This window comes from Acinetobacter sp. yr461 (assembly GCF_900110445.1).
GTDB classification, from domain to species: Bacteria; Pseudomonadota; Gammaproteobacteria; order Pseudomonadales; family Moraxellaceae; genus Acinetobacter; species Acinetobacter calcoaceticus.
This window is the reverse complement of the sequence record NZ_FODU01000016.1, coordinates 37,373-58,365: the sequence shown is the minus strand read 5'-3', so window position 1 is coordinate 58,365 and position 20,993 is coordinate 37,373. Positions and strand designations below refer to the sequence as shown.

Genomic DNA, 20,993 nt, shown 5'->3' with positions numbered 1-20,993 from the left:
CCGGGCCACGCCGATTATGTTAAAAACATGATTACTGGTGCTGCTCAGATGGACGGCGCGATCCTTGTATGTGCTGCGACTGATGGTCCAATGCCACAAACTCGTGAACACATCCTTCTTTCTCGTCAGGTTGGTGTACCTTACATCATCGTATTCTTGAACAAGTGTGACCTTGTTGATGATGAAGAATTACTTGAATTAGTAGAAATGGAAGTTCGTGAACTTCTTTCTACTTATGACTTCCCAGGTGATGACACTCCAGTTATCCGTGGTTCTGCGCTTAAAGCGTTGGAAGGTGATGCTGGTCAATATGGTGAGCCTTCAGTTCTTGCTCTTGTTGAAGCGCTTGACTCTTACATTCCAGAACCAGAACGTGCTATCGACAAAGCATTCTTAATGCCAATCGAAGACGTATTCTCTATCTCTGGTCGTGGTACAGTAGTAACTGGTCGTGTAGAAGCTGGTATCGTGAAAGTAGGCGAATCAGTTGAAATCGTTGGTATCCGTGATACTCAAACAACTACAGTTACTGGCGTTGAAATGTTCCGTAAATTTCTTGATGAAGGTCGTGCGGGCGAGAACTGTGGTGTTTTTCTTCGTGGTACTAAGCGTGAAGACGTACAACGTGGTCAAGTACTTGCTAAACCAGGTACAATCAAGCCGCACACTAAATTCGATGCAGAAGTATACGTACTTTCTAAAGAAGAAGGTGGTCGTCATACTCCATTCCTTAACGGCTACCGTCCACAGTTCTACTTCCGTACAACTGACGTAACTGGCGCAATCCAATTACAAGACGGCGTTGAAATGGTTATGCCAGGCGACAACGTTGAAATGTCAGTAGAATTAATCCACCCAATCGCAATGGACCCAGGTCTACGTTTTGCGATCCGTGAAGGTGGTCGTACTGTAGGTGCTGGTGTTGTTGCGAAAGTAACTGCATAAGCATAATATAGTGACGGATTACGTCTCAGGTTGAGGGCTTTGGCTCTCAACTTGCATTATAGGTCAGTAGTTCAATTGGTAGAGCGTCGGTCTCCAAAACCGAATGTTGGGGGTTCGAGTCCCTCCTGGCCTGCCATATTTTCAAATAAAAAGCTTGATGCTGGCTTAGTTGTTCATATAATAAGTCGCGAGTTCTACGACGAGTACAAAAATGTCGAATGATAAATCGCGTGACGCATTGAGCGACGCGCCAATTCCTCAAAGAAATAATTCTGCTGAAGTTGTTCGTTCTGGTTCGCCTCTAGATATTATTCTATGGGTGATTGCGATTGCATTATTGGTTTTAGCTGTTATGGCGAATCAGTATTTGCCAGCGCATTGGGCACCTGCAAACAATATTTGGGTGCGCGTTGGGGCAATTTTTGCTTGTGTCGTTGTGGCTTTAGGTTTATTATACGCCACCCATCAAGGTAAAGGCTTCGTTCGTTTGCTAAAAGATGCACGAGTCGAATTGCGTCGAGTAACTTGGCCAACAAAACAAGAAACAGTCACTACATCGTGGCAGGTTCTATTGGTTGTAGTTGTTGCATCATTGGTTTTATGGTGTTTTGACTATGGTTTGGGTTGGTTAATTAAGTTGATTATCGGGTAAAAGAGCTATGAAACGTTGGTACATTATTCATGCCTACTCTGGCTATGAAAAACAAGTGTTACGTTCACTTACAGAACGAATCCAGCGTAGCGCTGTTGCTGATAGCTTTGGTGATGTCCTTGTTCCTACCGAAGAAGTGGTAGAAATGAAGGATGGTAAGAAACGTAAATCTGAGCGCAAATTCTTTCCTGGCTATGTGTTAGTTGAAATGGAAATGAATGATGATACTTGGCATATCGTTAAAGAATGTCCAAAGGTTCTAGGTTTTATCGGTGGTACACCTGAAAAACCAGCACCAATCACTCAGCGTGAAGCGGATGCGATTCTTGCGCGTGTACGTAATACTGGTGAAGCACCACGTCCTAAGACGATGTTTGAGCCAGGTGAAGAATTACTTGTTATTGACGGTCCATTCACAGACTTTAAAGGTGTGGTGGAAGAAGTTCAATACGAGAAGTCGCGTTTAACGTTGACGATTAACGTATTTAATCGACCAACTCAGGTTGAACTCGAGTTTCGCCAAGTCGAAAAAACGATTTAATCTTAATTGGTTGAAAAACGCCCGATTTTATCGGGCATTGTTGTTGTAATAAAAGTGTAGCGTAAACATTGGGGAGCCTAGCGGCGTTTGTACCCAGAGGTATTTAAAATGGCTAAGAAGATTGACGGCTATATCAAGCTGCAAGTTCCAGCTGGTAAAGCAAATCCATCTCCACCAATTGGTCCTGCATTAGGTCAACGTGGTGTAAACATCATGGCATTCTGTAAAGAATTCAATGCTGCTACACAAAAAGTTGAACAAGGCCTTCCAATTCCTGTAGTGATTACTGTGTACAACGATAAGTCGTTCACATTCATCATGAAAACTCCACCAGCTTCTATTCTTCTTAAGAAAGCTGCTGGTATCCAAAAAGGTTCACCTGTACCAAACAAAACTAAAGTTGGTAAGTTGACTCGTGCTCAGTTAGAAGAAATTGCGACTACTAAAGAACCAGATTTAACTGGTGCTGATTTAGACGCACGTGTACGTACCATCGCTGGTTCTGCGCGTTCTATGGGCTTGGAAGTGGAGCTATAAGACATGGCAAAGTTAACTAAACGTCAAAAAGCCATTGCTGCTGCTGTTGAAGCAAACAAAGTTTACACTTTGGAAGAAGCGGTTCAAGTTCTTAACAGCTTACCTGCTGCGAAGTTCAAAGAATCTTTAGATGTAGCTGTAAACCTTGGTGTAGACCCGCGTAAATCTGATCAGGTTGTTCGTGGTGCGACTACATTACCTGCTGGTACTGGTAAAACTGTACGTGTAGCGGTATTTGCTCAAGGCGCGCAAGCAGAAGCTGCTAAAGAAGCTGGTGCAGACATCGTAGGTTTTGATGACCTTGCTGAAAGCATCCAAGGTGGAAACCTTAACTTTGATGTTGTAATCGCTGCTCCTGACGCTATGCGTGTTGTTGGTAAGCTCGGTACAATCCTTGGTCCACGTGGTTTAATGCCAAACCCTAAAGTTGGTACTGTAACTCCTGATGTAGCGAATGCTGTTAAAAACGCTAAATCTGGTCAGGCTCGTTACCGTGTAGACAAAGCGGGTATTATCCATGCTGCGATCGGTCAGTTAGGCTTTGATGCTGCTGCTATCCGTCAAAACGTTGAAACCTTAGTTGCTGACTTGAAAAAGTTAAAACCTGCAACTTCTAAAGGTGTTTATATCAAAAAGATCACTTTGAGCTCAACTATGGGTCCTGGTCTTACTGTTGATGTAAGCAACGTTTCTAACTAAGTTTTAAACTTAGTCAAGAATTTTAAAGTCCTGATTGAGGGCAGGGTGTAAGAAGTCATAGATTTTTTACACCCATTCAAAGTAATGCTTTGTTTCCTCACTCATCAGGCGGACTTTGAATTGATAAATGTAAATTTATCAGCGTCAAAGACCACAGGCGAAGAGACTTCTTTTGAATATCTTCTTAATAGCCCAGCCTGCGTAGACGCGGTGGTGTGATTTATTCCTCCTCCGCGTGTAAGTCAAATCTTTGTTGACTTGCGAATTGGGAGTGTACTTTTTTGAGTACATAAATCACCGTTAGGAGGTTTTACAATGGCTCTTCTTATTGAAAGCAAAAAACAGATCGTTGCTGAAGTGGCTCAAACTGCTTCTACAGCGTTCGCTGCCGTTGTTGCTGACTATCAAGGTTTAACTGTTGAGCAATTAACTGCTCTTCGTGTTGAAGCTCGTAAACTAGGTGTTGCTACACGTGTTGTACGTAATACTTTGGCTAAACGTGCTCTTCAAGATACGCAATTTGCAATCTTGAATGACAACCTTGTTGGCCCAACAATCTTAGCATTCTCAACTTCTGAAGACGATATGGGTGCAGCTGCACGCTTGTTTGAAGAATTTGCTAAAACTAACAAAGCATTTGAATTAAAAGCTGCTGCATTTGACGGCAAACTTTATCAAGGTGCTGAAGTTAGCGTTATCGCAAACCTTCCAAACCAAGAAAAAGCGCTTACTATGCTCGCATCTGTTCTTCAAGCTCCTATTTCGAAATTGGGTCGCTTACTTACAGCGCTTCAAGAGAAAAACGAGTCAGAAGCTGCTTAAGCTTAAATCTACTTCCACACCATTCAATACCCATTTGGAGTTAATCTCATGGCTTTAACAAACGAAGAAATCCTAAACGCAGTTGCTGAAAAAACTGTTCTTGAACTTGTTGAACTTATTTCTGCTTTTGAAGAAAAATTCAACGTATCTGCTGCTGCTGTAGCTGTAGCTGCTGCTCCTGCTGCTGCTGCTGCTGAAGAACAATCTGAATTCAACGTTGAGTTGACTTCTTTTGGTGCTAACAAAGTAGCTGTAATTAAAGCAGTTCGTGAAGCAACTGGCCTTGGTCTTAAAGAAGCTAAAGACCTAGTTGAAGGTGCTCCTCAAGTTCTTAAAGAAGGCGTTTCTAAAGAAGAAGGCGAAGAACTTAAGAAGAAACTTGAAGAAGCTGGTGCTACAGTTACACTTAAGTAATTGTAAAAGGAGTCGGTTTTTAAATCGGCTCCATAAAATGGCTGATGGCTCTTGGGTCATCAGCCTTTTTGCGTTACAATAATCGGCTCGATTTTTGTTTGTTCTGTACAATAATTGTCGTGTTTTAGAATAATCAGAGTAATTTCAAATGTTTACCAATATTTTTCTTTTTAAAAAATATTGTTAAGCGTTTTAATACCACTAAAAATTGCAGCATTTGTAAACAGTGGTGGCCATATCGGCCTGTGTAATTCCTTCTGAGCCCGTTCTGCAGGCGGGCTTGGTTTACTTTCCGAGGACTCCAGATGGCATACTCATATACCGAAAAGAAACGGATCCGTAAGAATTTTGGTAAATTGCCCCAAGTAATGGAAGCACCGTACTTACTTTCGATCCAGGTCGATTCGTATAGAACGTTCTTGCAAGGTGGCAAATCTCCAAAAAACCGCGAAGATATCGGTCTCCAAGCCGCATTTCGTTCAGTTTTCCCTATAGAAAGTTATTCTGGCAATGCTGCTTTAGAATTTGTTGAGTATAGCCTTGGTAAGCCTGAGTTTGATGTGCGTGAATGTATTTTACGTGGTTCGACTTATGCGGCACCAATGCGCGTAAAAATTCGTTTGATTATTAAAGATCGCGAAACTAAATCTATTAAAGACGTACGTGAACAAGAAGTCTACATGGGCGAAATGCCACTCATGACAGACAATGGTACCTTTGTGATCAATGGTACTGAGCGTGTAATCGTATCTCAATTACACCGTTCACCTGGTGTGTTCTTTGATCACGATAAAGGCAAAACACATTCAAGTGGTAAAGTACTTTATTCTGCACGTATTATTCCTTACCGTGGTTCATGGTTAGATTTCGAATTTGATGCAAAAGATTTAGTTTATGTACGTATTGACCGTCGTCGTAAATTATTAGCAACTGTTGTGTTGCGTGCATTGGGTTATAACAATGAACAAATTTTGAATTTGTTCTATGAAAAAGTGCCTGTATATCTTGATATGGGTAGCTATCAAATTGACCTCGTTCCAGATCGTCTGCGTGGCGAAATGGCGCAATTTGATATTGCAGACAATGATGGCAAAATCATTGTTGAGCAAGGTAAACGTATTAATGCACGTCACGTACGTCAAATGGAAGCTTCTGGTTTAGCTAAGCTATCAGTTCCTGATGAGTACCTGTATGAGCGTATCACTGCCGAAGATATTACTTTACGTAATGGTGATGTGATTCCTGCAAATACATTGTTAAGCCATGAAGTGATGGTGAAACTGGCAGAAGGCGGTGTTAAACAGTTCAATATCTTGTTTACGAACGATATTGACCGTGGTTCATTTGTTGCTGACTCATTACGTGCTGACACAACATCTGGTCGTGAAGAAGCATTAGTTGAAATCTATAAAGTAATGCGTCCAGGCGAGCCACCAACAAAAGAAGCTGCTGAAAACTTATTTAATAACTTATTTTTCTCTTCTGAACGTTATGACTTATCTCCAGTAGGTCGTATGAAATTCAACCGTCGTTTGGGTCGCCCATACGAAGTTGGTACTGACCAGAAGTCACGTGAAGTAGAAGGTATTTTATCGCACGAAGATATCATCGATGTATTACGTACATTAGTTGAAATCCGTAACGGTAAAGGTGAAGTCGATGATATCGATCACTTAGGTAACCGTCGTGTACGTTCTGTTGGTGAAATGACTGAAAACCAATTCCGTGTTGGTTTGGTTCGTGTTGAACGTGCTGTTAAAGAGCGTTTAAGCCAAGCAGAAACAGATAATTTATCTCCGCAAGATCTCATTAACGCAAAACCAGTTGCAGCTGCAATCAAAGAATTCTTTGGTTCAAGCCAATTGTCTCAGTTTATGGATCAAAACAACCCATTATCTGAGATTACACATAAACGTCGTGTTTCAGCGCTTGGGCCTGGTGGTTTAACGCGTGAACGTGCGGGCTTTGAAGTACGTGACGTACATCAAACTCACTATGGTCGTGTATGTCCAATTGAAACGCCGGAAGGTCCAAACATTGGTTTGATCAACTCGCTTTCTGTTTATGCAAAAGCAAATGATTTTGGTTTCTTGGAAACACCTTACCGTAAAGTGGTAGATGGCCGAGTAACTGATGCTGTTGAATACCTTTCTGCTATTGAAGAAGTAGGTACTGTTATTGCACAGGCCGATTCTGCGATAGATAAAGATGGTAACTTAACAGAAGATTTTGTTTCTGTTCGTCACCAAGGTGACTTTGTACGTATGCCACCTGAAAAAGTGACGCATATGGATGTATCTGCACAGCAGGTTGTATCTGTAGCTGCATCACTTATTCCATTCCTTGAACACGATGACGCGAACCGTGCATTGATGGGTTCAAACATGCAACGTCAGGCGGTTCCTACTCTACGTGCGGATAAACCGCTTGTAGGTACAGGTATGGAAGCGAACGTTGCACGTGACTCAGGCGTATGTGTGATCGCAAACCGTGGTGGTGCGATTGAATATGTAGATGCTTCTCGTATCGTTATTCGTGTAAACGAAGATGAAATGATTGCAGGTGAGGCTGGTGTAGATATTTACAACCTCATTAAATATACACGTTCTAACCAAAATACTTGTATCAACCAAAATATTATCGTGAATTTGGGCGACAAAGTTGCTCGCGGTGACATTCTGGCAGACGGTCCGTCAACAGATATGGGTGAGCTTGCGCTTGGTCAAAACATGCGTGTAGCGTTCATGACGTGGAATGGTTACAACTACGAAGACTCGATCTTATTATCTGAGCGTGTACTTCAAGAAGACCGTTTAACTTCTATTCATATTCAAGAATTATCATGTGTAGCGCGTGATACTAAGTTAGGTGCAGAAGAAATTACTGCCGATATTCCTAACGTAGGTGAAGCTGCACTTTCTAAACTTGATGAATCGGGTATCGTTTATATCGGTGCGGAAGTTACTGCTGGTGACATCCTTGTTGGTAAAGTAACGCCTAAAGGTGAAACTCAGTTAACTCCTGAAGAAAAATTGCTTCGTGCAATCTTTGGTGAGAAAGCAGCTGACGTTAAAGACTCATCTTTACGTGTTCCATCTGGTACTAAAGGTACAGTTATCGATGTTCAAGTCTTCACTCGTGATGGCTTAGAGAAAGATGACCGTGCGATGGCAATTGAAAAAGCACAGCTTGACGCTTACCGTAAAGACTTGAAAGAAGAATACAAGATCTTTGAAGAAGCAGCTCGTGAGCGTGTAATTCGTTTGCTTAACGGCCAAGAGTCTAACGGTGGTGGTTCGACTAAACGTGGCGACAAGCTCGTTGCAGATATGTTGTCTGGTTTAGAACTTGTTGACTTACTTGAAATCCAACCTACAGACGAAGCAATTGCTGAACGTTTATCTCAAATTCAAGTGTTCTTGAAAGAGAAGAGCGCAGAAATTGATGAGAAGTTTGCAGAGAAGAAACGTAAGCTTTCAACTGGTGATGAGTTAACAACTGGCGTTCTGAAAGTTGTTAAGGTTTACCTAGCAGTTAAACGTCGTATTCAGCCTGGTGATAAAATGGCTGGTCGTCACGGTAACAAAGGTGTTGTATCTAACATTTTACCTGTTGAAGACATGCCACACGATGCTAACGGTGTGCCGGTAGATATCGTATTGAACCCATTGGGTGTACCATCTCGTATGAACGTGGGTCAGATTCTTGAGACTCACTTGGGTATGGCAGCTAAAGGGCTTGGTGATAAAATCGAAAAAATGTTGAAAGAACAGCGCACAGTTTTAGAACTTCGCGAATTCTTAGACAAGATTTATAACAAAGTCGGCGGCGAGCAAGAAGATCTTGATAGCTTAACTGATGCTGAAGTCTTAGCTCTTTCTGGCAACTTACGTGCTGGTGTGCCTTTAGCTACTCCTGTATTTGATGGTGCTGAAGAAAGCCAAATTAAAGACTTACTTGAATTAGCTGATATTTCGCGTACTGGTCAAACAGTATTGTTTGATGGTCGTACGGGTGAGCAGTTTGATCGTCCTGTAACTGTAGGTTACATGTACATGCTCAAATTGAACCACTTGGTTGATGACAAAATGCATGCGCGTTCAACTGGTTCTTACTCACTTGTTACACAGCAACCGCTTGGTGGTAAAGCACAATTCGGTGGTCAGCGTTTCGGTGAGATGGAGGTCTGGGCACTCGAAGCTTACGGCGCAGCATATACACTTCAAGAGATGTTAACTGTTAAGTCGGATGACGTTGAAGGTCGTACACGCATCTATAAGAATATTGTAGATGGCAACCATTATATGGATCCGGGTATGCCTGAATCGTTCAACGTATTGACCAAAGAGATCCGTTCTTTAGGTATCAACATTGAACTGAAAAATGGTGACTAAGTCGTAAGACTCACGATTTTTTAGGAAAAAACAATATTTGTGACCCAGTCGGGTAAGCGTTGCTTCCCGACACACGGAGAAAAAAATTGAAAGACTTGCTCGATATCATGCGTAAGAAAACGGACTCAGATGGTCATGCACCAATTGAGTTTGACCGTATCCGTATTGGTCTTGCGTCACCAGAAATGATTAAGTCATGGTCTCATGGTGAAGTTAAAAAACCTGAGACAATTAACTACCGTACTTTCAAACCTGAACGTGACGGTTTGTTCTGTGCCAAAATTTTTGGTCCAGTAAAAGATTACGAATGCTTGTGTGGTAAATACAAGCGTATGAAATACAAAGGCGTCATTTGTGAAAAATGTGGCGTTGAAGTAACTACAGCGAAAGTTCGTCGTGAACGTATGGGTCACATTGAACTCGCTTCTCCAGTTGCACATATCTGGTTCTTAAAATCGTTACCATCTCGTATCGGTTTATTACTTGATATGACGCTTCGTGATATCGAACGTGTATTGTATTTCGAATCATACGTTGTAACTGACCCAGGTATGACTCCGTTTGAAAAGTATCAACTTTTAACAGACGAAGAATACTTCAATGCACTTGAAGAGCACGGTGATGAATTCACTGCGAAAATGGGTGCAGAAGCGATTCAGGACTTATTAAAAGATATCGATCTTGAAGCTGAAATCGCACGTTTACGTGAAGAAATTCCTCAAACAACTTCTGAAACGAAGTTGAAAAAAGCGTCTAAACGCTTGAAATTGATGGAAGCATTCAACGATTCAAACAATAAGCCAGAATGGATGGTGATGAATGTACTTCCGGTACTTCCACCTGATTTACGTCCATTAGTTCCACTTGAAGGTGGTCGTTTCGCGACTTCTGACTTGAACGATTTATATCGTCGTGTCATTAACCGTAACAACCGTTTGAAGCGTCTTCTTGATCTTGCAGCACCAGACATTATCGTACGTAACGAAAAACGTATGTTACAAGAGTCTGTAGATGCATTGCTTGATAACGGTCGTCGTGGTCGTGCAATTACTGGTTCTAACAAACGTCCGTTAAAATCTTTGGCAGATATGATCAAAGGTAAACAAGGTCGTTTCCGTCAGAACTTACTAGGTAAGCGTGTTGACTATTCTGGTCGTTCGGTAATTACTGTAGGTCCTACTTTACGTCTTCACCAATGTGGTCTTCCGAAGAAAATGGCACTTGAATTATTCAAGCCATTCATTTTCGCGAAACTACAAGCTTCAGGTCAGGCAACAACCATTAAAGCTGCGAAGAAAATGGTTGAGCGTGAGACTCCAGAAGTTTGGGACGTTCTTGCTTCTGTAATTCGTCAACATCCAGTAATGTTGAACCGTGCGCCAACACTTCACCGTTTAGGTCTTCAAGCATTTGAACCTATTCTTATTGAAGGTAAGGCCATCCGTCTTCACCCACTCGTTTGTGCTGCGTTTAACGCCGACTTCGATGGTGACCAAATGGCGGTACACGTTCCATTGACACTTGAAGCACAGTTAGAAGCTCGTGCATTGATGATGTCAACAAACAACATCTTGTCACCAGCAAATGGTGAGCCGATCATCGTTCCTTCTCAGGACGTTGTCTTGGGTCTTTACTACATCACACGTGATGCAGTAAATGCTAAAGGCGAAGGCATGGTGTTTGCTGATACTCACGAAGTAAACCGTGCACTTGCAACTGGTCAGGTTGCGATTCATGCTCGTGTTAAAGTACGTGTGCATCAAACTGTTATCAATGAAGATGGTGAACGTGAACACGGAACTATTATTGTTGAGACAACACCAGGTCGCTGTTTGCTTTGGGAAGTTGTTCCACAAGGCTTAAGCTTTGACATGATCAACCTTGAGATGACTAAAAAGAATATCTCAAAGTTAATCAACTCTTGTTACCGTAAACTTGGTTTGAAAGATACAGTTATCTTTGCTGACCAATTAATGTACTTGGGCTTCCGTCAAGCGACTCGTTCAGGTGTATCTGTAGGTATGGAAGACATGCTCATTCCACCTACTAAGCACACAATTATTGATAAAGCAGAAACAGAAGTTCGTGAAATCGAACAACAGTTCGAACAAGGTTTCGTAACTGCTGGTGAGCGTTATAACAAAGTTGTCGATATCTGGGCGCGTACAAACGACCAAGTTGCTAAAGCAATGATGGATAACTTGTCTTACACCGTTGTGAAAAACAAACAAGGTGAAGACGAGAAGCAAAAATCATTCAACAGCATCTATATGATGTCTGACTCTGGTGCCCGTGGTAGTGCGGCACAGATTCGTCAGCTTGCTGGTATGCGTGGCTTGATGGCAAAACCGGACGGTTCGATTATCGAAACGCCGATTAAAGCGAACTTCCGTGAAGGTTTGACAGTACTTCAGTACTTCATTTCAACACACGGTGCGCGTAAAGGTTTGGCCGATACAGCATTAAAAACTGCGAACTCTGGTTACTTGACACGTCGTCTTGTAGACGTAGCACAAGATTTGGTAATTACCGAGCCTGACTGTGGTACAGCGGGTGGTTTAGTAATGACTCCATTCATTCAAGGTGGCGATGTTATCGAACCATTACGTGACCGTGTATTAGGTCGTGTAACTGCTGAAGATGTACGTCGTGCATCTGATGATGAAGTTGTATTACCTCGCGGTACGTTAATTGACGAAAAAATCGCAGCTCATCTTGAAGAAGCGGGTGTGGATGAAGTCAAAGTACGTTCAGTAATTGCTTGTGAATCTGCTTTTGGTGTATGTGCTAGATGTTATGGCCGTGACCTTGCACGTGGTCACTTGGTTAACCCAGGTGAATCAGTAGGTGTAATGGCAGCACAGTCTATTGGTGAACCAGGTACACAGTTAACGATGCGTACGTTCCACGTTGGTGGTGCTGCGAGCCGAACTTCTGCTGCAAACAGTGTTCAAGTACGTAACAAAGGTACTGTACGTTTCCATAACGTGAAAACTGTACAACATGCAAAAGGTCACTTGGTTTCAGTTTCTCGTTCAGGTGAAATTGGTATTGCCGATGATTTAGGTCGTGAACGCGAGCGCTATAAACTTCCTTACGGTGCAAGCATCTTGTTGAAAGATGGTGAATCTGTAGAAGCTGGCGGTATTGTGGCGACTTGGGATCCGCATACGCATCCACTTGTTACAGAAGTTGCTGGTAAAGCACGTTTCAGCCAAATCGCTGATGGCGTAACTGCAACATCAAAAACTGATGATGCAACTGGTATGACTACTGTTGAAATCTTACCTGTAACAGCTCGTCCTGCTTCTGGTAAAGATTTACGTCCTGCAATCGTGTTGGATACAACAGATGGCGGCGAACAGTTCTACTTCTTGCCACAAAACACAATCGTAACTGTTCGCGATGGCGAAACGATTGGTGTGGGTGACGTTATTGGTCGTGTACCACAAGAAACATCACGTACTCGTGATATTACCGGTGGTCTTCCGCGTGTAGCTGACTTGTTCGAAGCACGTAAGCCGAAAGAACATGCAATTCTTGCTGAAGTTTCAGGTGTTGTAAGCTTCGGTAAAGAGACTAAGGGTAAAAACCGTCTGGTAATTAGCCCTGATGATGGTTCTGAGATCTACGAAGAGTTGATTCCAAAATGGCGTCAAATCAACGTGTTCGAAGGCGAGCATGTGAACCGTGGTGAAACTGTTTCTGACGGTCCACAAAACCCGCATGACATCTTACGTTTGAAAGGTGAAGTTGCATTAACTAACTACATCGTGAACGAAGTTCAAGACGTATACCGTCTCCAAGGTGTAAAAATCAACGACAAACATATTGAAGTTATCGTACGTCAAATGTTGCGTAAAGTTGATATCACCGATGGTGGCGATACAAGCTTCATCAAAGGCGAGCAAGTGGATTACATCCGCGTTGTTCAAGAGAACCAAGCTGTCTTGGCTCAGAACAAGTTCCCTGCGAAGTTCGAACGTCTATTGATGGGTATCACTAAAGCATCGCTTTCTACTGACTCGTTCATCTCTGCTGCATCGTTCCAGGAAACAACTCGTGTGTTAACTGAAGCGGCTGTAACAGGTAAAGAAGATGATTTACGTGGCTTGAAAGAAAACGTTGTAGTAGGTCGCTTGATTCCAGCTGGTACTGGTCTTGCATACCACCTAGAACGTCGTCGTCAAGAAGCAGAAGCTGCTGAACATGAGCTTCACAATGACTTCAGCGAAGTAGACCAAGCATTCAGCCAAGCATTAAACTCAGAACAATTCTAAGTTTAGACTGGCAATAAAAAAGGCACCTAAGGGTGCCTTTTTTATTTATAACAATTAAAAGTGGTAATTACAAAAACATATTGAAGAGCCATTATTTCATTACTTAAGCGGGATAAACCCTCCACAAAAACGTATTAGGCTACATCCTTATGAAGACTGGAGTAAATCTAATGAAAAAAATGATGATGATTGTTAGTGTTGGCCTGATGTCAACAACTTTGTTTGTTGGTTGTCAAAATGCAAGCCCAGAAAGTAAACGTATTGGTTCAGCTGCGATTGGCGGTGGTGCAGGTGGTGCTGTCGGAAAACATGTGGGCGGTAATATTGGTGCCGGTTTAGGAGCGGCACTTGGTGCAGGGGTTGCAGCTAATGCAAAAGGGTCTAACAGTAAAACAGTACGTAATAGTGCAATTGGTGCCGGTGTGGGTGCCGTGTTAGGTGGCGCAATCATTGGCGGTGACGCTGGTGCTGCTGCAGGCGGAGCACTAGGTGGTAGTGCTGGCGCAGCTTATGAAGAGAAGAAAGGGAAGTACTAAAAGTACACTTAATAATGTTTAAACCTTAGAAGTCTTTATCTTATTAGAGACTTCTTTTTTATGCCTTTTTTATAATTAAAATTGCAATGAATAAGTGTAAAAGGAAGAGCTTTACAAAATATCAATCGATTAGGACAGACGAATAACACAATCTGATCAAATTCCTCATAAAAGAGGATTATGCTTTTTATTAGAACAGATAATAGTGAGTATGGTCATGAAAAAAACAATTGGATTAGTTTCTGCTGTGATGCTGTCTACGCTTATGTTTACAGGTTGTCAAAATATGAGTCCATCTGACCAGCGTATTGGTGCAGCAGCAGCAGGTGGTGCACTAGGTGGTGGCTTAGGTAACCATGTAGGTGGCGGTGTTGGTGCAGGTTTAGGTGCAGCAGTAGGTGCTGGTGTTGGTTCAAATACCCAAGGCGGTAGTAAGCAAACCACGACTAAGAGCGCGATCGGAGCGGGTATTGGTTCTGTAGTAGGTAAAGCAATATTGGGTGGTGACTCTGGTGCTGCAATTGGCGGTGCGATTGGTGGTGGTGCTGGTGCAGCGATTGAAGAGAAAAAATAAAAATTTAGCACATTAATAAAAATAAGCGCTTATTCAGCGCTTATTTTTATTGTTGAAAGGGTTTTGCTTTTTTACGTCTGATATAAAGCGTTTTTTGAACTTCAGCAATTCTTACTCCAGTTTCATCAAAAATGTTTAAATGATAGGTTCTTAAAACAGGTTCGAAGTTGTCGGCAAGTTCACGAATTTGCTCAATTTCAGCCAAGTCGACTCGAATATCTGCATGCACAGTGCTTCGACCAGGGGAAAGAAAATTAATCTCAGCAGCTTTATCCCAAACAATATATTTTGATCCGAGATGATGCAGCAGAATCATCATATAAAATGGATCAACCATTGAATAAATACTGCCCCCGAAATGCGTTCCAACCAAATTTTGGTTTTTCCAAGTCAGAGGCATTTTTACTCGTACATGACAAAGTTCTAAATTCATGATTTCAATATAAATCCCTGCTCCCCGATAAGGTGGGTAGTGATTAAATAGAAATTTTGAAATCGTAGGATTGTTCTGAAGTCTTCTTAAAATAGCCATAATAGTCAATTTTTTTTATTGAAACAGTATTCATACTAGATAAGTATCATCTTTTTTATATTGATAGCAATGCTCTATCCGACTAACGACATGATCGATTGAAAAACAAGATAGGAAATGATTATGCAGCCAAAAGTTCATACAGTAACAACAAGTGACCAACAAACGCTTTGTGCCAAGACATGGGGCGACGAAAAAAATACACCGTTGGTTTTAGTACATGGTTATCCTGACAATCAAGAAGTATGGGAATCCATCATTGAACATTTAATCAATGACTTCTACATTGTCACCTATGATGTACGTGGGGCGGGTTTGTCTTCTATACCAAAACGTATACGTGATTACCGTTTGGAGCGTTTATCTCTAGACTTACAAGAAGTCGTTGATGAATTATTACCAAATCGTCAATTTCATATGGCTGCGCACGATTGGGGTTCGATCCAGTCTTGGGAGTCGGCAACAGAGCCTAAATTTAAAGGGCGTTTATTGTCATATACAACAATTTCTGGACCATGTCTTGATCATGCCGCTTTATTTTTGCGTGATAAATTTAAATCTTCACCAGGTCAAATCTTAAAAATATTAACCAAATCTTGGTATATCGGTGCATTCCATCTTCCTCTACTAGCACCAACAGTGTGGTCTCTTTTTAGTCCTGAAAAATGGGGGAAAGTGCTGACTCAGTTAGAGAGGAAAAGTAATTTACCTTTAAATAATAATATTAATGCTGATGGTAAATATGGCATTAATTTATATCGTGCCAATTTTATTCCTCGTTTAACTGGCCCACGTCAACGTTATGCGCAATGTCCAGTCAAAGCGGTTATTTTAAAATATGATACTTTTGTGAGCCCTGAATATATCACTGAGGCTATGCCAAAATGGGTAGAAAAATTTGAATATGTAGAGCTTGAGGCAAATCACTGGGCAATTCTGAGTGAGCCTGCGAAAATTGCAGATCATATTCGTCAGTTTATTAAGGCTCAAGCTTAATGATTGAGTGACTGCATAAAACAGTTAATTCGGCGATATTTTCGGCTTCATAGATCTGAATCTGATAGAATATCGCCTTTTGTTTTGCTCTGAATTTATTCATGAATGCTGTCGTTATTGCGATTGCAGTGATGTTTTTATTATCACTGGCACGCGTTTCTGTCGTACTGACTTTAGTGGTTTCTGCCATTGTAGGCGGCCTCGTAGCAGGTTTAAGCCTTTCTCAAACCGTTGATGCCTTTAACGCTGGTCTTGGTGATGGTGCTGAAGTCGCACTTGCCTATGCAGTGCTAGGAGCATTCGCTCTAGCACTGTCAAAATCTGGTTTACCTGATTTACTTGCTCATAAACTTATTGGTTTGTTGGGAATGGAAGCGGGGAAAAGCCGTCAAACTAAAGTGAAATATCTACTATTAGGTATTTTACTTATTTCAGCTATTTTCTCTCAGAACCTTATTCCGGTTCATATTGCCTTTATTCCTGTACTCGTTCCGCCATTATTACGGGTAATGAACCATTTAAAGTTAGACCGTAGAGCCGCAGCCTGTGTGCTTACTCTAGGTTTAGTCGGAACTTATATTTTCCTTCCAGTTGGGTTTGGTGCAATTTTCCTTGAACAAATTTTGATGGGAAATATCAACAAGGTCGGTGCGGCGTACGGCTTGCATGTAGAGCGTGGGATGATGTCAATTGGCATGGCCATTCCAGTTTTGGGGATGGTTTTAGGTACTTTGGTTGCTGTATTTATTAGCTACCGTAAACCAAGGATTTATGCCGATCGTGCTATTACGCCAACCACAACGATTGATTTAGATAAGCCTCTTCGTGCAACTACTCAAGTTGAAACAGCTGACTTAAAAGCAGATGCTGAAGAGTTAAAGCATGAGGCAGAGCAGGCGCCAGTGATTGCCAAGAAAACCATTTTTATGGCACTCCTTGCAATCGGTCTGACACTCGCTGCACAGCTTTATTCAGGCTCAATGATTTTGGGTGGTTTAGTCGGTTTTGCTGTTCTATCTACTGCTGGAATTTTTAAGTGGCAAGATGCAGATGATGTCTTTGTACAAGGCATGCGGATGATGGCCCTGGTGGGTTTCATTATGATTTCCGCTGCGGGCTTCGCATCAGTGATGACCCATACGGGAGATATTAATCAGCTAGTGAACGGTGTAGTCGATATTATCGGAGATAATCGTGCACTCGCAGCTTTCTTAATGCTATGCATTGGTTTATTTGTCACAATTGGTATTGGTTCATCTTTCTCAAGTGTACCTGTACTTGCGGTCATTTATGTACCTTTATGCGTACAGTTTGGATTTTCACCATTAGCGACTATTGCTCTTATTGGGACAGCCGCAGCATTAGGTGATGCAGGTTCACCAGCTTCTGATTCAACCTTAGGACCAACAGCTGGTTTAGGTGTAGATGGGCAACATGATCATATTTGGGATACGGTTGTACCTACATTTATTCATTTTAATATTCCGCTATTAATTTTTGGCTGGATTGCTGCAATGGTTTTATAAATTTTTTATAAAATATTGAATGATTAACCTTCTTAATGATGATCTTTAGATTTAAATTAAGAGGGTTTTTTATTAACTAAATAAAAGATGTATTTAAAATAAATTATATTAAAATACTCAGAATTAAAAAGTATATTAAAATGGTTGGTAATATAAGATAATCTTGATTAATAAGGTTGGTTTTAAAACCTATTAAAATAGTTGGTTAATATATAATTTTATTTAAAACAGTTATTTAAAAATAAAAAATAAAATAGTTTTATAATGAGTATTGCATGATTTTAAAATACGTGTTTATTATAAATATAAATAAGTTTGGAGATATTAAAGTGTTCAAAAAAGCTTTGGTTGTTGCATTAATGGGGATGTCTTCTTTTACTTTTGCTGGTAACTGGCAAGTTAAATTTGGTGGAAGTGTTATTGCTCCATCAGAAGACACAACAACTGCATTAGGTGTCGTAAAAGCAGATCATGAATATGCATTTACACCATCAGTTGAATACTTTTTTGGTCAATCGCCTTTTTCAGCAGAATTATTATTAGCTGCCCCAGTTAATCATGATGTGTTGTTAGACGGAAACAAGGTAGCGCGTATTAAACAGTTACCACCAACGATTACTGCAAAATACCATTTTAAAAACTCGACGCGTTTTACGCCGTATATTGGTGTTGGTGCAACCGCATTTATTCCTTGGGATGAAGAAGGGGTTGCTGACAAAGTTAAAGAAGATTTTGGTGTAGCAGGGCAAGTTGGTTTTAACTTCCAACCTGCTGATGCTAAAAACTGGGGAGTATTTGTAGATGTTCGTTATATGGATATTAGTCCGGAAGTTACTTTAACAAATGGTGCTAAGTTTGATCTAGATATTAATCCATTTGTTTATACTTTAGGTTATAGCTATAAATTTTAAGCATAATAATAAATAGAACAATATAATAATAAACCTAGACTCAGGCACCTCACATATATTTTATGTGAGGTTTTTTTATGAGTTTTACTTGCACTAAAAAAAGCATAAAACAGACAGTTTTCTACACATCTTATGCATATTTTTTTCTAAACTAATTTTTATTCATTACAAACATGGGAATAAAATCATGAATAACAAATTAGCGATTTGCTTGGCGCTTTTTAGTAGCATAGCTTTTACACAGAATTTACAAGCAGCAAGTTTTTCTTGTGATGCTGCAAAAACTAAAACGGAAAAGAGTATTTGTAAAAATCGTTCCTTAAATGATGCAGATGTAAAAATGGCAACAACCTATCAAATTGTTCTGCATGCTTTACCAATGGGTGGGCGTGATAGCCAGAAAGATGCTCAATACCAATGGCTGAAAAAAAGAAATGCTTGTGCTGCTGGTGTAAGTTGTATTGCTAAAGCTTATCAACAACGTCAAAAGCAGTTAGACACAATATTGCAAGATAGAGTGCTAAGCCATGGTCCATTTTAATTAGAGTAAAAATTTTTAATATTCAGGATTGAAAAATTCTAGAAGTCCTCCATTCATAAAGCATTCGAGAACAAACAGACTTCAAAATTTAAGGAGTGATTTATGAGTGAACAAGCATCACAAAATTATAGTTTCCAAGCGGAAGTTGCACAGCTTTTACATTTAGTGACGCATTCTCTCTATTCTAACCCTGAGATTTTCTTACGCGAGCTTATCTCTAATGCATCAGATGCATGTGATAAGTTGCGCTTTGAAGGAATTAATCATCCTGAATATTATGAAAATGATCCAGATTTACATGTACGAGTTATTTTAAATAAAGAAGATAAAACTTTAACAATTTCTGATAACGGTATTGGCCTAAACCAGCAAGAAGCGATTGATAACTTAGGTACGATTGCAAAATCGGGTACTAAAGATTTCATGTCAAAATTGACTGGTGATCAAAAAGCAGATGCTCAGTTGATTGGTCAATTTGGTGTGGGCTTTTACTCAGGTTTTATTGTTGCCGATAAAATTACAGTGGAATCACGCCGTGCAGGTCTAGATGCATCTGAAGGGGTGCGTTGGATTAGTGGTGGTACAGGTGAGTTTGAAGTTCAGCAAATTGATAAGGCTTCACGTGGTACAGACATCATTCTTCACTTGCGTGATGACGCTCTTGATTATTTAGAATCTTATAAAGTTAAGCAGATCGTTAATAAATACTCTGACCACATTAGCTTGCCAATTGAAATGCAAAAAGAAGTTTGGCAAGAGGAAGAGGCAGCTGAAGGCGAAGAGTCTAAAGGCGGTCAAATGGTCAAAACTGGCGAGTGGGAAGCGATCAACTCGGCAAGTGCTTTATGGACACGTAACAAGAGTGAAGTGACTGAAGAGCAGTACATTGAGTTCTACAAAAATTTAACTCACGACTTTGAAGCGCCATTGGCTTGGGCGCATAACCGAGTTGAAGGCAGTACCGAATATACCCAATTACTTTATATTCCAAGTAAAGCACCACATGACATTTTTACTCGTGAAGCAAAAGCGGGCATTAAGCTTTATGTAAAACGTGTGTTCATTATGGATGATGCAGATAATTTAATTCCAAATTATTTACGTTTTGTTCAAGGTGTGGTGGATAGCGCCGATTTACCGCTTAATGTAAGCCGTGAGTTGCTACAAGAAAGTCGTGATGTAAAAACGATTCGTGAAGGTAATGCACGCCGTGTATTAACTGTGCTTGATGGTTTGGCTAAATCGACAGATGAAAAAGACCAAGAAAAATTCAAGACTTTCTATAGTGAGTTTGGCTCAGTCATTAAAGAAGGCTTGGGCGAAGACTTTGGTAATCGCGAACGTATTTTAAAATTATTACGTTATGCAACTTCAACAAATGATGAAGTGACGACTTCTTTCGCTGACTATAAGGCACGTATGAAAGAGGGCCAAAAAGCCATCTATTATGTGACTGCTGACAGTTTAGCGGCAGCGAAAAACTCGCCACAGCTTGAGTTGTTCAAGAAAAAAGGCATTGAAGTATTATTAATGGCAGAGCGTGTTGACGAATGGGCAATGAACTTTGTTCAAGAGTTTGAAGGTACGCCATTAAAGAATGTCTCTAAAGGCGCGGTTGATTTAGGTGATTTGCAAGATGCTGAAGAGAAAAAAGCACTTGAGCAAGCAGCTGAACAATTCAAACCTGTTGTTGATAAGCTAAGTGATTCATTGAAAGCGAAAACCAAAGAAGTACGCGTAACTACGCGTCTGGTCGACTCTCCTGCGTGTTTAGTAACAAGCGAAGGTGAGTTATCACCTCAACTTATTCGCATGTTAAAACAAGCGGGACAAGAAGTTCCTGAAATCAAACCAATTTTAGAAATTAACCCTGAGCATCCATTAGTGAAAAAACTTGAAGGTTCAGAACATTTTGATGATTTGGCAAATGTGATTTTCGATCAGGCCGTTATTGCTGAAGGTGGTTTACCAGAAGACCCAGCAGCTTATGTAAAACGTATTAATAGCTTACTGTTGAAATAATTCAGTATAAAAAAAGCCTCTGAACCTTCAGGGGCTTTTTTGTGGATAAAGAAAGAGTTATCCACAATTTG

Annotated in this window: 17 protein-coding genes and 1 tRNA gene; 17 read left to right on the top strand and 1 reads right to left on the bottom strand. The window is 40.8% G+C overall.

Going from position 1 to position 20,993, the window contains the following annotated elements; translation table 11 throughout:
• From tuf to BMW38_RS16535, 12 genes are all read left to right on the top strand, one after another.
• The coding region (gene tuf / locus BMW38_RS16590; protein WP_139193548.1) for an elongation factor Tu at positions 1 to 945 on the top strand (945 nt) is incomplete at its 5' end.
• A 60-nt stretch (positions 946 to 1,005) separates the two neighbouring features.
• Positions 1,006 to 1,081, top strand: a tRNA-Trp gene (locus BMW38_RS16585).
• A 75-nt stretch (positions 1,082 to 1,156) separates the two neighbouring features.
• Positions 1,157 to 1,597: a preprotein translocase subunit SecE gene (gene secE, locus BMW38_RS16580; RefSeq protein WP_092710102.1), complete on the top strand. Its 441-nt coding sequence runs from the start codon at positions 1,157 to 1,159 to the stop codon at positions 1,595 to 1,597.
• 7 nt (positions 1,598 to 1,604) lie between these two features.
• Positions 1,605 to 2,138, top strand: a complete 534-nt coding sequence (gene nusG, locus BMW38_RS16575) for a transcription termination/antitermination protein NusG (protein ID WP_003654499.1) — start codon at positions 1,605 to 1,607, stop codon at positions 2,136 to 2,138.
• A gap of 108 nt (positions 2,139 to 2,246) precedes the next feature.
• Positions 2,247 to 2,675, top strand: coding sequence for a 50S ribosomal protein L11 (gene rplK / locus BMW38_RS16570; RefSeq protein ID WP_003654500.1), 429 nt, complete (start codon positions 2,247 to 2,249; stop codon positions 2,673 to 2,675).
• A gap of 3 nt (positions 2,676 to 2,678) precedes the next feature.
• A complete protein-coding gene (gene rplA / locus BMW38_RS16565; protein ID WP_003654501.1) occupies positions 2,679 to 3,374 on the top strand; it encodes a 50S ribosomal protein L1 in 696 nt (231 codons plus the stop codon).
• 315 nt (positions 3,375 to 3,689) lie between these two features.
• A complete protein-coding gene (gene rplJ / locus BMW38_RS16560; RefSeq protein WP_005037259.1) occupies positions 3,690 to 4,196 on the top strand; it encodes a 50S ribosomal protein L10 in 507 nt (168 codons plus the stop codon).
• A 48-nt stretch (positions 4,197 to 4,244) separates the two neighbouring features.
• Positions 4,245 to 4,610 carry a 50S ribosomal protein L7/L12 gene (gene rplL, locus BMW38_RS16555; protein ID WP_005037257.1) on the top strand — a complete coding sequence of 122 codons (366 nt, stop codon included), beginning with the start codon at positions 4,245 to 4,247 and terminating at the stop codon, positions 4,608 to 4,610.
• Between the two features lie 305 nt (positions 4,611 to 4,915).
• Positions 4,916 to 9,004: a DNA-directed RNA polymerase subunit beta gene (gene rpoB, locus BMW38_RS16550; protein WP_092710099.1), complete on the top strand. Its 4,089-nt coding sequence runs from the start codon at positions 4,916 to 4,918 to the stop codon at positions 9,002 to 9,004.
• Between the two features lie 86 nt (positions 9,005 to 9,090).
• Positions 9,091 to 13,284: a DNA-directed RNA polymerase subunit beta' gene (rpoC, locus tag BMW38_RS16545; RefSeq protein ID WP_017391399.1), complete on the top strand. Its 4,194-nt coding sequence runs from the start codon at positions 9,091 to 9,093 to the stop codon at positions 13,282 to 13,284.
• Positions 13,285 to 13,454: 170 nt separating this feature from the next.
• On the top strand, positions 13,455 to 13,820 hold the full coding sequence (locus BMW38_RS16540) for a DNA transfer protein p32 (protein WP_092710096.1): 366 nt from the start codon (positions 13,455 to 13,457) through the stop codon (positions 13,818 to 13,820).
• Positions 13,821 to 14,037: 217 nt separating this feature from the next.
• On the top strand, positions 14,038 to 14,394 hold the full coding sequence (locus tag BMW38_RS16535; protein ID WP_003654509.1) for a hypothetical protein: 357 nt from the start codon (positions 14,038 to 14,040) through the stop codon (positions 14,392 to 14,394).
• A gap of 46 nt (positions 14,395 to 14,440) precedes the next feature.
• Here the strand turns inward: BMW38_RS16535 and BMW38_RS16530 are convergent, their stop codons facing one another.
• Positions 14,441 to 14,926, bottom strand: a complete 486-nt coding sequence (locus BMW38_RS16530) for a DUF4442 domain-containing protein (protein WP_005045166.1) — start codon at positions 14,924 to 14,926, stop codon at positions 14,441 to 14,443.
• Positions 14,927 to 15,043: 117 nt separating this feature from the next.
• On the opposite strand from BMW38_RS16530, the gene BMW38_RS16525 reads away from it, so the two are divergent.
• From BMW38_RS16525 to htpG, 5 genes are all read left to right on the top strand, one after another.
• On the top strand, positions 15,044 to 15,922 hold the full coding sequence (locus BMW38_RS16525; protein WP_080592996.1) for an alpha/beta fold hydrolase: 879 nt from the start codon (positions 15,044 to 15,046) through the stop codon (positions 15,920 to 15,922).
• A gap of 101 nt (positions 15,923 to 16,023) precedes the next feature.
• Positions 16,024 to 17,448, top strand: coding sequence for a Na+/H+ antiporter family protein (locus tag BMW38_RS16520; RefSeq protein WP_004640760.1), 1,425 nt, complete (start codon positions 16,024 to 16,026; stop codon positions 17,446 to 17,448).
• Positions 17,449 to 17,777: 329 nt separating this feature from the next.
• Positions 17,778 to 18,359 (top strand): OmpW/AlkL family protein, encoded by a 582-nt coding sequence (locus tag BMW38_RS16515; RefSeq protein WP_092710107.1) that lies wholly within the window; start codon positions 17,778 to 17,780, stop codon positions 18,357 to 18,359.
• Between the two features lie 187 nt (positions 18,360 to 18,546).
• Entirely contained in the window at positions 18,547 to 18,900 is a 354-nt protein-coding gene (locus BMW38_RS16510) for a lysozyme inhibitor LprI family protein (RefSeq protein WP_092710093.1), read from the top strand.
• Positions 18,901 to 19,002: 102 nt separating this feature from the next.
• Positions 19,003 to 20,922, top strand: a complete 1,920-nt coding sequence (gene htpG, locus BMW38_RS16505) for a molecular chaperone HtpG (protein ID WP_092710090.1) — start codon at positions 19,003 to 19,005, stop codon at positions 20,920 to 20,922.
• Positions 20,923 to 20,993 lie beyond the last annotated feature (71 nt).